This window comes from Mesorhizobium sp. M0047 (assembly GCF_040323315.1).
Lineage (GTDB): Bacteria > Pseudomonadota > Alphaproteobacteria > Rhizobiales > Rhizobiaceae > Mesorhizobium.
Window position 1 is genome coordinate 1 of the sequence record NZ_JAMYUW010000075.1, and the last position, 13,170, is coordinate 13,170.

10 protein-coding genes and 3 pseudogenes are annotated in these 13,170 nt (G+C 59.3%); 8 read left to right on the forward strand and 5 right to left on the reverse strand.

From position 1 onward, the window contains the following. The first annotated feature begins 665 nt into the window (after nucleotides 1-665). The 7 genes from NKJ89_RS34665 (at nucleotide 666) to NKJ89_RS34695 (ending at nucleotide 9,066) form a co-directional block, all read left to right on the forward strand. Complete coding sequence (locus NKJ89_RS34665) at nucleotides 666-2,303, forward strand: methyl-accepting chemotaxis protein (protein WP_352608921.1); 1,638 nt, start codon at nucleotides 666-668, stop codon at nucleotides 2,301-2,303. Nucleotides 2,304-2,326: 23 nt separating this feature from the next. Beyond that, the gene (locus NKJ89_RS34670) at nucleotides 2,327-2,794 is read left to right on the forward strand and encodes a chemotaxis protein CheW (protein WP_352608922.1); all 468 of its coding nucleotides are present in this window, start codon (nucleotides 2,327-2,329) and stop codon (nucleotides 2,792-2,794) included. A gap of 137 nt (nucleotides 2,795-2,931) precedes the next feature. Then, complete coding sequence (locus tag NKJ89_RS34675) at nucleotides 2,932-4,032, forward strand: CheR family methyltransferase (RefSeq protein ID WP_352608923.1); 1,101 nt, start codon at nucleotides 2,932-2,934, stop codon at nucleotides 4,030-4,032. Next, nucleotides 4,032-4,736, forward strand: coding sequence for a chemotaxis protein CheW (locus NKJ89_RS34680; RefSeq protein ID WP_352608924.1), 705 nt, complete (start codon nucleotides 4,032-4,034; stop codon nucleotides 4,734-4,736). The genes NKJ89_RS34675 and NKJ89_RS34680 overlap by 1 nt, the downstream gene beginning before the upstream one ends. After that, nucleotides 4,733-7,006 carry a hybrid sensor histidine kinase/response regulator gene (locus tag NKJ89_RS34685; protein WP_352608925.1) on the forward strand — a complete coding sequence of 758 codons (2,274 nt, stop codon included), beginning with the start codon at nucleotides 4,733-4,735 and terminating at the stop codon, nucleotides 7,004-7,006. Before NKJ89_RS34680 ends, NKJ89_RS34685 begins: the two co-directional genes overlap by 4 nt. A 22-nt stretch (nucleotides 7,007-7,028) precedes the next feature. After that, nucleotides 7,029-8,048, forward strand: coding sequence for a chemotaxis response regulator protein-glutamate methylesterase (locus tag NKJ89_RS34690; protein ID WP_352608926.1), 1,020 nt, complete (start codon nucleotides 7,029-7,031; stop codon nucleotides 8,046-8,048). A gap of 64 nt (nucleotides 8,049-8,112) precedes the next feature. After that, complete coding sequence (locus NKJ89_RS34695; protein WP_352608927.1) at nucleotides 8,113-9,066, forward strand: diguanylate cyclase; 954 nt, start codon at nucleotides 8,113-8,115, stop codon at nucleotides 9,064-9,066. A gap of 787 nt (nucleotides 9,067-9,853) precedes the next feature. Here the strand turns inward: NKJ89_RS34695 and NKJ89_RS34700 are convergent. The 3 genes and pseudogenes from NKJ89_RS34700 to NKJ89_RS35885 form a co-directional block, all read right to left on the reverse strand. Further along, nucleotides 9,854-10,315: a phasin gene (locus NKJ89_RS34700; protein WP_352608928.1), complete on the reverse strand. Its 462-nt coding sequence runs from the start codon at nucleotides 10,313-10,315 to the stop codon at nucleotides 9,854-9,856. 149 nt (nucleotides 10,316-10,464) lie between these two features. Then, nucleotides 10,465-10,681: pseudogene (locus NKJ89_RS34705) on the reverse strand (IS630 family transposase); the annotation flags it as partial. A gap of 24 nt (nucleotides 10,682-10,705) precedes the next feature. Then, nucleotides 10,706-10,903 (reverse strand): hypothetical protein, encoded by a 198-nt coding sequence (locus NKJ89_RS35885; protein ID WP_502904198.1) that lies wholly within the window; start codon nucleotides 10,901-10,903, stop codon nucleotides 10,706-10,708. An 82-nt stretch (nucleotides 10,904-10,985) separates the two neighbouring features. Between NKJ89_RS35885 and NKJ89_RS34715 the strand changes: the two are divergent. Further along, nucleotides 10,986-11,258, forward strand: a pseudogene (locus NKJ89_RS34715) (Ros/MucR family transcriptional regulator); the annotation flags it as partial. A 128-nt stretch (nucleotides 11,259-11,386) separates the two neighbouring features. On the opposite strand, the gene istB reads toward NKJ89_RS34715, so the two are convergent. Together istB and NKJ89_RS34725 are read right to left on the reverse strand one after the other, a co-directional pair. After that, nucleotides 11,387-12,115, reverse strand: a complete 729-nt coding sequence (gene istB / locus NKJ89_RS34720; RefSeq protein WP_352608929.1) for an IS21-like element helper ATPase IstB — start codon at nucleotides 12,113-12,115, stop codon at nucleotides 11,387-11,389. Beyond that, nucleotides 12,048-13,170, reverse strand: a pseudogene (locus NKJ89_RS34725) (IS21/IS408/IS1162 family transposase); the annotation flags it as partial. The pseudogene NKJ89_RS34725 and the gene istB, both read right to left, overlap by 68 nt.

Consider the following 13,170-nt stretch of genomic DNA (forward strand, 5'->3'; position numbering starts at 1 on the left):
ATCTCCTGTTGAGTGAGTGGTTCGATGCAGCCTCACCCTGACAGAGCGCCGGCCGCCGTTCACTCCTCATGGGATCTAAAGCCGACGGAGATCTACTGGATCGCCCCCGATCGGGCTGCGCAACCCCGACCAGCTGACGCCCGATCGGGCGCTCAGATCTGCGCTAGGCCGGGCCGCATCGACGTGGATGCGACATTTCTACTTTGCTGAGAGCGCGACATTCGAACTTGGTTGCAACATCGAAGCACAAAAGGCGAACATGTAGTGGCGGCCTATGTGTTTTCGACGTAAACAGCACTGGCTCACTTCCGCTATCGGCCGGCTTGTGAATGACCGGAAGGGGGCCGCAAGCGGGAGGTCGGCTTTCGGGCATCGAGCTGGCCTAAGCAGTCATCAACTCGTGGCCTCAAGTAGCTCATCCACACTCCTCTTGACGCGGCGTGCCACCCCAGCCGATGTCGGGCTGATGTGCGTGGACGGCAGGACATCATTTGACCACCGCTTCTGGCAGCGCCGATTGGCGAGCCGCCTCGCCATCATTAGAGATGGAACGGAAAAGAAACCATTCAGCATCAGACTACCGCTTTTCGACGCACCTTTTTCGAATACGTCGGAACGAGCGTTTGTCGCGCAGCCCACGATGCCCTCATTGGTGAACCCGTTCCATGAAGAGTCTGACAATACGCCACCGCATCCTCGTCAGTTTCGCTGCCGTTCTGGTGGTCATGTCCGTGATCGCCGTCATCGCGTACGCCTGGTTTCTTCAGGCGGGGCAGGAGGCGACTGAGGTCGAGAAGGGCATCCTTCCAGACCTCTATCACAGTACCGAGATCATGATGGGCCAGATGACGGCCCATAGTCTGCTTCAGGAATATGCCCTTCAGGACAACCCGTCGGATAGAAGCACGCTTGAAAGCGCGATCACGACCAATCGCGACCAAGTGCAGCGGTCGATGGACGACTATGAAGCAACAATCGTCTCCGACATCGACAAGCAGAATTATGCAGCCGTCAAAGAACTCGCCAACCAATTTCGTCTGGCTGAAACTGCTGTGCTGGACACAAGCCGGGCTGCCTTGTCGAAAGGTGAAACTCCCAATGAAAGCCCGGCCATCAAGAACACCGTAGAGCCGATCTTTGTAAAATTGCAGTCCGCTCTGCAGGCCATGGTTGAGGATCACAGAGGCGAGGCAAACAGCGCGACGCAGCGGATCAACTCGATCGTTAGAACGGCCGAAGTCGGTTTGAGCGTTGGCTTGTTGATAGCCCTCGGACTAGCTCTTCTTTTGGGTTACCAGCTGTTTCGCGCCATTACAGGTCCGCTCACCCGTTTGGTCGACGCGGTTCAATTGATGCGGCAAGGCGACTTCAGCGAACGCCTCGATCTGAGGCGCCGAGACGAATTCAGCGTGCTTGCCGACGGCTTCAACGCAATGGCGGACGATCTCACAACCCTCATTGGTCAGGTTCAAAGGTCCAGCATACAGGTCGGCACGTCGATAACTGAGATCGCCGCCACCTCCAAGCAACAGCAGGCAACTGCGACTGAAATCGCAGCGACCACAACAGAAATCCGCGCGACAGCCAAGGAAATCTCCGCCACATCAAACGAGCTGGTCCGCACGATGAACGAGGTCTCCACAGTTGCCGAACAAACGGCTGCCGTCGCCGGCGGAGGGCAAGCGGGGCTGACCCGTATGGAAGAAACCATGCAGCAGGTCATGGAAGCGGCCGGCGCGATCAATTCCAAACTCGCGATCTTGAGTGAGAAAGCCGGCAGCATCAATCAGGTGGTGACGACCATAACCAAAGTCGCCGATCAGACGAATCTGTTGTCGCTCAACGCTTCCATCGAGGCGGAGAAGGCAGGCCAATACGGCCGGGGCTTTGCAGTGGTGGCGACGGAAATCCGAAGGCTCGCGGACCAGACGGCTGTCTCCACCTACGATATCGAGCAGATGGTCAAGGACATCCAGTCGGCAGTCGCGGCCGGGGTGATGGGCATGGACAAGTTTTCCGAGCAGGTCCGCCGGGGTATGCAGGAAATCCAGCAGGTCGGCGGGCAACTCTTCGAGATCATTCAGCAGGTTCAGGGGCTGGTGCCACGTTTCGAAGTCGCCAATGAAGGCATGCAAGCACAGGCGACCGGCGCGGGGCAGATCAGCGACACGCTAACCCAGCTAAGCGAGGCAGCTCAGCAAACAGTCGAATCCCTTCAGCAATCGACGCTCGCGATCGACGAGCTCAATCAAGTCTCAGGCGGCATGCGAAGTAGCATTTCGAGGTTCAAGCTGCGAGCATAGCGAGCCGGCAGTAGGAGGTGACAATGCTATTCCTCGCCTTCAGCATGGGTCCGGATCGCTACTTGATCGATGTCCACCAAATTGAAGAGGTTCTGCCCTATATCGATGTGAAAGTTCTTCCGGGTGCGCCAACTGGTGTGGTGGGTTTGGTCAGCTATAACGGAATACCCATCCCCCTGATCGATGTTACTCTTCTTGCGCTTGGCCGACCATCGGAGCGCCTATTGAGCACCCGGATCGTTGTGACGCGCTATCCGGCGCATGATGGCGAGCAACGCCTGCTGGGGCTGATCGCGGAACGGGTGACGGATACGCTCGAGCGAGACCCTACCGATTTCGCGCCGTTCGGACTTGAACCAGGAACCCCGCCCTATCTTGGGCCGGTGGCTTCCGATGGTTCGGAGATCATTCAGTGGGTCAAAGTGGAAGCGCTGCTTTCGGAGGAGATTCGTACCTCTTTGCTCCGCCAGGCCGCAATAGGTGATCAATGACCGGCGCAATAGAAAAGCTCCTGACGGAAACCATTGGACTGGACAGTGCCAGCGTTGGTCCGACAGTGGTTCGTCAGGCGGTCAGAGACCGGATGGCAGCATGCCGGATAACCAACCCTCAGGCCTATAGGGAACACTTGACCGGTTCCTCGCAGGAGCTGCAGGAGCTGATCAATGCGGTGGTGATCCCAGAGACCTGGTTCTTTCGCGACCGAGAAGCGTTCACGATGCTGGCGCGGCATGCGCGAGTGCACAAGCCTGCTCAGCCGATAAGAGTCCTGAGCCTGCCATGTTCAACCGGCGAAGAGGCTTATTCGGTCGCCATGGCCATGTTCGATGGCGGCTTTGAGGCGCACGAGTTCAAGATCGATGGCGTGGACGTCAGCAGCCGCAATATCGCGACGGCTGAACGCGCCATCTATGGGCGCAATTCGTTTCGCGGCAGCCATCTCGAATTCAAGGATCGCTATTTCGAAGCTGCCGAGGGCGGGTTGCGGCCTATTGCTGGGGTGCTGAAACAGGTTCGGTTCAGGGTAGGAAACCTGTTCGGTTCTCGCGCGTCTTTCGGGCAAGAGGTCTATGACATCCTGCTTTGCCGCAATTTGCTGATCTATTTCAATCGAGAGCTGCAGGATCGCGCATTGATCTGCACGAAGGACCTGCTGGCCAAAGACGGACTTCTTCTGGTCGGTCCGGCGGAAGCAGCTCTTCCAAGGTTGCATGGCTTTATTTCCGCTGAATGGCCATTGGCCTTTGCCTTTCTGAAATCGGAGCCCGTCAAGACCACGGAGCCGAAAGTTTCGGCCGCCGTCCCAGTGCGGACGCCAAGCCCGAAGGTCAACAAGAGCGAGCCTCTTCTTCCGTTCCGACCGACAATTGGCAATGAAGGCCGTGGGCAGGCTCCGGCCAAGCCGCTTGCACAGGCCTCGGAAAGCCTCATCGCGGTTGAACGGATCGCCAATGCAGGACGGGTAAAGGAGGCACAGGAGGTCGCCCTGGCGCATCTCAAGGCGTTCGGTCCTTCCGCGGAAATCTTCTACCTGCTGGGCCTCGTCCAGGATGCGGATGGTTCTGCACCCGAAGCCGCGCAAAGTTATCGCAAGGCGCTCTATCTCGCGCCAAACCATCGAGAAGCTCTTGTCCATCTGGCCTTGCTGCTTAGCAAGCAAGGCGACCATAACGGCGCCGAGGCGCTGGCCGGCCGGCTGGGTCGGGTCCAGAAAAGGAGCGGCAGCTGATGGCGGCTTCGACAAGGATCGCTCAGCCGGTGGAGGAGATTGAAATCGACGACTGCTGGCGGCAAATAGGCGTACGGGGTGACAAGTCATGTCCGCTACTGGAGCAGCATCTCCACTGCCGGAATTGCCCGACCTACAAGAAGATTGCACGACGCCTCCTTGACCGTGCGGCGCCCTCGGCATATCGCGACGAATGGCCTGATAACGCTGGTCGTGCAGGGATCGACTCGGCAGACAGCGACGCGCTGCAGACGGCCGTTCTCTTCCGTTTGGGGGAGGAATGGCTGGCACTTCCGGTCGGTATTTTTCATGAAGTGGCTGAAGCTCGTCGCGTTCATTCAGTTCCACATCGCAGGAACAGTGCACTGCTCGGTATTGCGAATGTCCGTGGTGAATTGCTCATTTGCCTGTCCCTGGCCGAATTGCTCGGGATAGACGAGCGCAAGGAGGGGGAACAAGGCACGCGAACCAAGGTATTTCGCCGCCTAGTCGTGGTAGGCGAGCGCGACAAGCGGGTTGCTTTTACGGTTGACGAGATCCACGGCTTACATCGGTACCAGGAACGCGACACTCTCGCTGTTCCGGCCATGATTGGCAAGGCACTGTCGGCCGCTACGGTTGCCGTGCTGCCGTGGCAGGGACGAGCCGTTGGCTGTCTCGATCCACGACAACTGCTCACGATGCTGGATCGGAGCATCGCATGACAGATGAAGACTTCAGCCAGGTTTCGATGCTCAGCCTCTTCCAGGCCGAACTGGAGACGCAGTCACAGGCTCTAACCTCTGGGCTTCTGGCACTCGAACGCGATCCTATCGCCGCCGATGCCCTGGAAGCATGCATGCGTGCCGCGCATTCCCTGAAAGGAGCTGCCCGCATCATCGACCTGATGCCCGCGGTCAAAGTTGCAAATGCGATGGAAGACTGCCTGGTCGCCGCGCAACGTGGGCATCTGAGGGTGCGACGGGAGCATATAGATGCGCTTCTGCAAGGCTCTGACCTTTTGAAATTGATCGCATCGGCATCATCGAGCGAGAGCGCCAACTCAGAAGTCGAAACCTTTCTCGCGAAGTTCGAAGAATTGTCCCTCCCCGAGGCAAAGCCCGGGCCCCAAGATTCTGCAGCTGATTTCGCAACTCCAGATCATGCCCAGGAGCAACTGACGACGACCTCTTCAGCGAACCTCCTCGTTGGGGCGGTACCGCAAGCCCACGGCAGCATCGGCTCTGATAGAATGGTTCGGGTGATGGCAGAAAGCCTGAACCGATTGCTCGGGTTGGCTGGCGAGTCGCTGATGGAAGCTCGGCGGCTCAGGCCATTCGCTGACGGGCTGCTACGGCTGAAGCGACTTCAATCGGACCTCGCAAGTGCGTTCGACAATCTTCATGCAGTGCTGCCGCCGGTTTCAAACGATGCGGCGGTGGTGGAGGCGCTGGCCGAAGCGCAGCGAAAGCTGCGGTTGAGCCAAGCGTTCCTGGCGGAGCGTCTCGATGAATTGGATTCAGTGGATCGGAAGGCGACCGATCTTGCCAACAGATTGTACGACGAAACGTTGGCGAGCCGGATGCGGCCGTTTGAGGACGGCGTGCGACACTATGCGAGAACGATCCGCGACCTCGGTCGTACCCTTGGCAAGCGGGTGCGACTGGAGATCGTAGGCGGCTCGACCGGCATCGACCGCGATATCCTCGAGCAGCTCGATGCCCCTTTGGGGCATCTTCTGCGCAACGCTGTAGACCATGGGCTTGAACCGCCTGAGGAGCGCCTCGCGATGGGGAAACCCGAAGAGGGGCTCATCAGGCTCGAAGCGAGGCATAATGCCGGGCTGCTGCAGATAGCCGTGGTGGACGACGGCAGGGGGATCGAGCTCTCGAAGCTGCGCGAGACTGTCGTCGCCCGGCAACTTGCAACCAGGGAAAGTGCTGACACACTCAGCGAAACCGAATTGCTCGCATTCCTGTTTCTGCCAGGCTTTTCGATGAAAGCGGGCCTTACCGACGTCTCGGGTCGCGGTGTGGGGCTCGATGCAGTGCAAGCCATGACGAAGGAAGTCCGGGGAGTCGCAAGCGTCTCCTCAGAATTTGGACACGGAACCCGATTTCAACTGCAATTGCCGCTGACGTTGTCGGTCCTGCGCACGCTGCTCGTCGATGTCGATGGAGAGCCCTATGCTTTTCCACTCGCTGCCATTTCCAAGACTTTGAAACTGCAGCGGACGCAGATCAATCTCCTGCAGGGCCGGCCGCATTTTCGATTGAACGATCGACAGATCGGGCTGGTCACCGCGCGCGAGGTGCTGGATCGAGGTGAGCCCGGATCGGAACCGAACGAACTCTCGGTCGTCGTCGTGGATGCGGGTCGGGCCGATGCGTACGGCCTGATCGTTGACCGTTTTCTCGGGGAACGCGAGTTAGTGATCAGACCTCTCGATCCACGGTTTGCCAAGATCAAGGACATCAGCGCAGCAGCCCTGATGGAAGACGGTTCGCCTGTTCTGATCTTCGACGTCGACGATCTGATCCGATCGGTGGAAAAGCTTGCGTCGTCCAGCGGATTTCGAGCTCTTCGGCGCGCCGCGGGCGGTCCCGAAGCGAGCAGGCGCAAGCGCGTGCTCGTGATTGACGATTCACTGACGGTTCGCGAACTCCAGCGCAAGATGCTGGGCAATTACGGTTATGAGGTCGAAGTGGCGGTCGACGGTATGGACGGGTGGAATGCCGTCCGGTCTGGTCCTTTCGATCTCGTCGTCACCGACATCGACATGCCTCGCATGGATGGCATCGAGCTGGTGAGTTTGATCAGAAAGGACGCTGATCTCAAGAACACACCCATCATGATCGTTTCATACAAGGATCGGGAAGAAGATCGCGCGCGCGGGCTCGACGCAGGTGCGGACTATTATCTGACCAAGAGTAGCTTTCAGGACGAGGCGCTGATCCATGCCGTCGTGGACATGATTGGCGAGGCGGCTGAATGAGATCGAAATCGGAAGCCAGCGAATGAGAATCGGCGTAGTCAACGACATGCCGATGGCGGTTGAACTTCTGCGTCGACTGGTCCTGTCGACCGGCGAACATCAGGTCGCGTGGATCGCGACCAATGGGCGTGAGGCGGTCGAGGTCTGCAGACGTGATCTGCCGGATCTGATACTCATGGATCTAGCGATGCCAGAGATGGACGGCGTGGAAGCGACCCGCAGAATCATGGCGGAAACCCCGTGCTCAATCTTGCTGGTGACCGCCAGTATCGAAGCCAACCTCGCCGGCGTCTACGAAGCAATGGGTCATGGCGCGCTTGACGCAGTCGATATTCCGTCAGTGGGCATCGAAGGTAACGCGTCCTCGCAATCCGCCCGGCTTTTGACGAACAAGATAGGAACGATCGGCAAGCTGATCGGTGATGCGCCGACCAAGGCAAAAAGGCGGATGTCACGTGCGGCTGAGCCGACACCTCGACGCCTGATTGCAATCGGTGCCTCCGCGGGCGGGCCGGCTGCCGTTGCCGCAGTCCTGAGCGCGTTTCCCGTTGATTTTGGCGGCGCGATCGTGCTCGTCCAGCATCTCGATGCTCAGTTCGTTCCAGGCCTTGTTGATTGGCTGGGGCAGCATACGCCTCTCCCGATCCGTCCGGCGCGGGAAAGAGATAGTCCTCAAGCGGGTACCGTTCTCGTTGCCAGCTCTGCGGATCATCTGGTTTTCAAGTCAGCTCAGCAACTTGGCTATACGCCCAGCCCCAAGGACAATGTTTATCGGCCGTCCGTAGATGTGTTCTTCGAAAGTGCGGTGCAATGGTGGCCTGGCTCGGTGATTGGTGTTCTGCTCACAGGCATGGGCAGGGATGGTGCGCGCGGGCTGAGACAGCTCCGCGACAAGGGGCATCTCACAATCGCGCAGGATAGAGCAACCAGTGCCGTCTATGGCATGCCGAAGGCCGCCGCCGACATCGGCGCGGCTGTTGATATTCTTCCTTTGAGTGCGATCGGCTCACGTATAATCGAAGCCTGCGAGCGCTCCACATGAAAGGGCTCGTCCGATGACGCAAGAACCAGAGCTGGTCCCGCCACTCGCAGATAACTATTCATCCATGGTTCTGCTCATCGATGATCAGATCATGGTTTGCGAGGCGGTCAGGCGCGCTCTAGCCAACGAGCCCGATATTTCCTTACACTTCTGCACCGACCCGTTGAGAGCGATGACGGTCGCGGATGAGGTAAAGCCAACCGTTATCCTGCAGGATCTCGTCATGCCCGGGGTCGATGGGCTGCATCTGGTGCGAGAATACAGAAAGCATGCGTCGACACGCGCGGTCCCAGTCATTGTGCTGTCGAGCAAGGAAGATCCAGCCACCAAGGGCGAAGCCTTCGCTGCGGGAGCGAACGACTATCTCGTCAAACTGCCGGATCGTATCGAGCTGATTGCACGTATTCGATATCACACGCGGGCCTATCTGGATCACGTCCAGCGAGACGCGGCATACCGAGCGCTAAGGGAAAGCCAGCGACAGCTGATCAGTGCAAATCTCGAGCTTGAACGTCTGACGCGGATCGATGGCCTGACCGGTCTCGGCAACAGGCGCTATTTTGACGAATATCTGGCGGCTGAATGGAAGCGCGCTTTTCGCGCACAGTCCCCATTGTCGCTGTTGATGATCGATGCCGACAACTTCAAACGATACAACGATACCTATGGCCATATGGCCGGCGACGAGGTGCTCAAGCAAATCGCCCGCGTAATCCAGAGCGGTTCCGGCCGCTCCACCGATCTCGCTGCGCGGTACGGAGGCGAAGAGTTCGTCATCGTGCTGGTCGACACTTTGCTGGAACAATCCAGTGCGATCGCAGAGCGGCTCGTCCAGGGCGTGCGGGAGTTGAACATACCCCACGGCCCGGATCGCGTGACCATCAGCGTTGGCGTCGCAACAGCGGTGCCCACCGAGAACGAGACGCCAAACGATTTCGTCAATGCCGCCGATTTGGCTCTGTTTCGTGCCAAATCGGAAGGACGAAATCGTGTTGCGCTTCATATGTCCCGCAGCTAGAGAAGCTCAACGCACCTCCGAAGAGCGGGTGTGTAATTTGAGGCTAAGATGGGGCCTAAGAGCGGCACTCGGTTGTCAGGTAGGAGCCGGACAACGGGGCTTGACGACTGGTTAGGCAAAACGGTTGGGAATGTCGGCGACAGTGAAGCGTCCTGCCTCTATCAGTTCACGGCCTGGCAACACAGCCTGCTCGGGCTGTCCGAACATCCGAGCATACGTTGAACGCGCCCGGGCTCGCCCGGCCTTCAAGAAGGTCTATGCCGACCAGTTCGCCGACTCTGCGGCTGGTGTCGTTTTCCATTTAATTCTGCGAATCCGACCTCAACGATTTCAGCATGTTGCCGGCGCACTTAATTTGAGAATGAGCAGCTAATTTGATAATGCACATTGGCTTGGCCCATGGATTGCGCCGCGGGTACGAGCGGCGCGGCGAACTGCGGCAGGAAGGCCAGCGGGTATCTCGGCACTATTATGATATGACCTGCACTGTCTTCTCGGATCCGAGACCGGAAAGGCCGCGCTCGGCGATCTTGATCTTGGCGCCGATTGTGTACGGCACGCGCGCATGTTTTTCGATCGTCCCGACTATGACCTCGCCTCAGCAGTCCGGGGCAGCTTCGCGATCGCCCCCGCTCCAAAGATGGTGGACGCGCTCACGCGCGACTATGCCAATACGGCGGCCATGATCTTCGGCACTCCGCCGAGTTTCGATTACATTCCGGAATCAGCACGGCAGATTGAGCAGGACATCGACACCCATTCAGCATCTCCGATCGCCCAGACTCAATCAGGCGACCTTGAGATCCTTCATCGCCTTTTCAACGACATCCTTGATCGGCCTGGATACATCTTCGGCGGCCTTGGTCGTCAGGGCCTGAAATTCCTTGGTCTGCTCCACGGTCCTTTCTCCCTGCTTGCGCAAGAAGGCAGTCTGCAGTTCGATGAACTCGGATGGCGATTTCACGGTAACCAGGGCTTCGAGGTGCGAGAAGCCGGCTTCGACATTGGCGCGCAAAGCAGCAATTGTTTTCAGCGACAGCTCGTTGCCGACGGTCTTGGCGGTTTCGAGGCTCGACTGCAGAGCCTTCTGGGTCGTCTCGGTGTCCGACGCAAATTTCGCATAGGCTTCTTTCGACTGCTCGACGCCCTTTTCGGCGACAGCGCGGATCTGGTCGGTAGCCTTCGACGCGTCGAAGGTGGGGAACGCGGTGTTTTCAACGGTATCAGCGGTCTTGGCCATAGTTTCCATCCTTTTCGGTGGACGGCCTTTCACAAGGACCGTCTCGTTCATTTATAAAACTGACGTTACGGCATTTACAGTGCATTGCAATATTTTTGTGCGGCGCACCATGCCTTTTTGCCCAGCGTTAGCCCGCTGAACTTTTCGCCTGCCGAGGCATGATCCATGACGACGATGTCGCCGGGCTTGAGGGTGGGGACGAGAACTTTGTCGACACAGAGTTTGAACCTCTCGCCGTTGATCGGTCCGTTGATGAGCGATGGCGCATCGACACGGTCGTGGCGCAGGGGCCGCCAGGAAGGTCACGATTTTCCAACGGTCGTTCGGCGCCTCGGCCTTGATCCTCTCGACGCGCGATGCCCATGCGGGATCTGGTGCGCGCCCGCTCAGAGGCGGTCGTTACACTGGTAGCATCGTCAGCAGTTTGGCGGATTCATGCTTAAACATGGTCGTCGATTCCCAGGAGAGAAGACCTGGACGATGTGCTATCTGCGCTGACTTCAGGAGCAACGGTTTTGAATACAAGCGCAGCAGCTTGCCCAGATCGAGCATAACCACCAGACGGGCCACAAGATCCTGGGCAATCCGCTTCGCCACCACCGCCTTTTCCAGTCCTTTTCAATCTTCCTGAGGCTCGAGGCGGTGCCTTTGGCATAAGTCTGCGCCTCAACCACATAAGTCCGAGGCTCTCAAGCCTGCCGTGCCGATCAAGAAATCGGTCACTCCGGACTACATTGTCAGCCTTGAGGACGGGAAGAAGTTCAAGTCGTTGAAGCGTCATCTCGCGACCCACCACAACCTGACGCCCGACGAATATCGCACCAAATGGGGCCTGCCAGTGGACTATCCGATGGTCGCGCCGAACTATGCCGCAGCGCGCTCGGCATTGGCCAAGACGATGGGGCTCGGCCGAAAGCCGAAAGAACCGGTGTCAAACGGCTTCCAAAACTGACCCCCGATCGGCGTCCAATTTTGACCCCCCTTATGTAGTGCGCAGCGATCAGCGTTCGCCCGGGCGGAGCTGGTCAGGGTTGCGCAGCCCGGGCGAGCGCGGATAGCGCTTGGCAGCTGATGGGGTGATCAGGCGCGGTTCTTGAAGCGCCAGGACTCGTTTCCGGTCTCGATGATCTCGCAATGATGGGTGAGACGGTCGAGGAGCGCTGTCGTCATCTTGGCGTCGCCGAAGACGGCGGGCCATTCTCCGAACGCCAGGTTGGTGGTGACGATGATCGAGGTCCGTTCGTAGAGCCTGCTGATCAGGTGGAAGAGCAATTGCCCGCCGGCTTGCGCGAACGGGAGATAGCCGAGTTCATCGAGCACGACGAAGTCGAGCCGGGTGAGGTAATCGGCGATACGGCCCTGCTTGCCGCCGCGGTGCTCGGTCTCGAGCCGGTTGACGAGATCGACGACGTTAAAGAAGCAGCCACGCGAGCCGTTGCGGATCAGGGCGCGGGCAATGGCGATTGCCAGATGCGACTTGCCGGTTCCGGTGCCGCCGATGAGCACGGCGTTGCGCTGGTCGGCGACGAAGGTGCCGTTGGCAAGGTCCCGGACCAGCACCTCATTGACCGGCGTGCCGTCGAAGTCGAACTCATCGATGTCCTTGGCGATCGGCAGCTTGGCGACGGTGAGCTGGTATTTGATGGAGCGGGCCCGCTTCTCGGCGATCTCGGCCGATAGCAGATCGCCGACGATCTTCGGCGGCTCGTGCTGGCGCTTGATGCCTGTCGCCATGACCTCGTCATAGGCGCCGCGCATCCCATAGAGCTTCAGCGTTCCCATCAGTTCCAGAACCTGGGTGCGTTCCATCAGTTTGCCCTCCTGAGGCTGTCGTAGCGGGCGCAGTCGGCTTGCGGCTCATGCTGCAGGCGAAGAGCGTCCGGGGTGAGGATGGTGACGGCTGGCGCCGGATCACGCCGCCGCGCCAGGATGTTGATGATGACGGCGGATGAGCAGGCATTCTGATCGAGCGCTTCCTGGCAGGCAGCCTCCACGGCATCGATGCCGTCGGTCAACACCGTGGCCAGGATTGACACCATCTGCCGATCGCCGTCATCCGCCGCTTTTAATCGGCGTCGGATACGCTCCATCGCTGGTGGCAGAGCCCAGTCCCGGAATGGCGCGCCATTGCGCAGCGCACCGGGCTTGCGGGCAAGTACAGGGACGTAATGCCAGGGATCGTAGACCGTCTCGTTCCGCCCGAAGGAGCGGGCATGTTCGGCGACGACCACGCCGTCCTGTCGGATGACGATCCTGTCGGCATAGGCATGGATCTCGACCGGGCGGCCGACGGCCGTCGACAGGACCGAGTATTTGTTGGTGTCGAAGCGAACCGTGCAGGTCTTCGACACCGAGGCCGGCACCGTGTGGAATCCGTCGAAGGGGCCGCGATACTCGACCAGTTTGCCGCGCTCTTCCTCGAACACGGTCCAAATCGTTCGTTCCGGTTGCTCGACGTGACGGTGCGCCTTGGCGTAGGCGACGCACTTGTCCTGCAGCCAGGCGTTCAGCTCCTCATAGGTCTTGAAGCGCAGCCTGGGCGTGAAGAAGCGCTCACGCACCAGCCCGACCTGGTTCTCGACCTGACCCTTCTCCCAGCCCGACGCTGGCGTGCAGGCGACCGGCTGCACCAGATAATGGCTACACATCTGCAGGAGGCGGCGATTGTATTGGCGGTCCTTGCCAACAAAGATCGTTTCCACCGCCGTCTTCATGTTGTCGTAGATGCCGCGCGTGCAGGCGCCGCCGAAGAAGGCAAAGGCCCTGTCATGGGCGTCGACGCGAAGAACAGCGGCACATAGGCGTCCGCCGTCGCCGACCCCTGCGCCTTCGCCCAGCTCTTCGCGTAGCGGCGGACGGCGTCA

Excerpts from the sequence above, each read along its gene's own strand:
- NKJ89_RS34665 (WP_352608921.1), top strand. The coding sequence starts at position 666 with ATGAAGAGTCTGACAATACGCCACCGCATCCTCGTCAGTTTCGCTGCC.
- NKJ89_RS34670 (WP_352608922.1), top strand. The coding sequence starts at position 2,327 with ATGCTATTCCTCGCCTTCAGCATGGGTCCGGATCGCTACTTGATCGAT.
- NKJ89_RS34680 (WP_352608924.1), top strand. The coding sequence starts at position 4,032 with ATGGCGGCTTCGACAAGGATCGCTCAGCCGGTGGAGGAGATTGAAATC.
- NKJ89_RS34685 (WP_352608925.1), top strand. The coding sequence starts at position 4,733 with ATGACAGATGAAGACTTCAGCCAGGTTTCGATGCTCAGCCTCTTCCAG.
- NKJ89_RS34690 (WP_352608926.1), top strand. The coding sequence starts at position 7,029 with ATGAGAATCGGCGTAGTCAACGACATGCCGATGGCGGTTGAACTTCTG.
- NKJ89_RS34695 (WP_352608927.1), top strand. The coding sequence starts at position 8,113 with ATGGTTCTGCTCATCGATGATCAGATCATGGTTTGCGAGGCGGTCAGG.
- NKJ89_RS34700 (WP_352608928.1), bottom strand. The coding sequence starts at position 10,315 with ATGGAAACTATGGCCAAGACCGCTGATACCGTTGAAAACACCGCGTTC.
- istB (WP_352608929.1), bottom strand. The coding sequence starts at position 12,115 with ATGGAACGCACCCAGGTTCTGGAACTGATGGGAACGCTGAAGCTCTAT.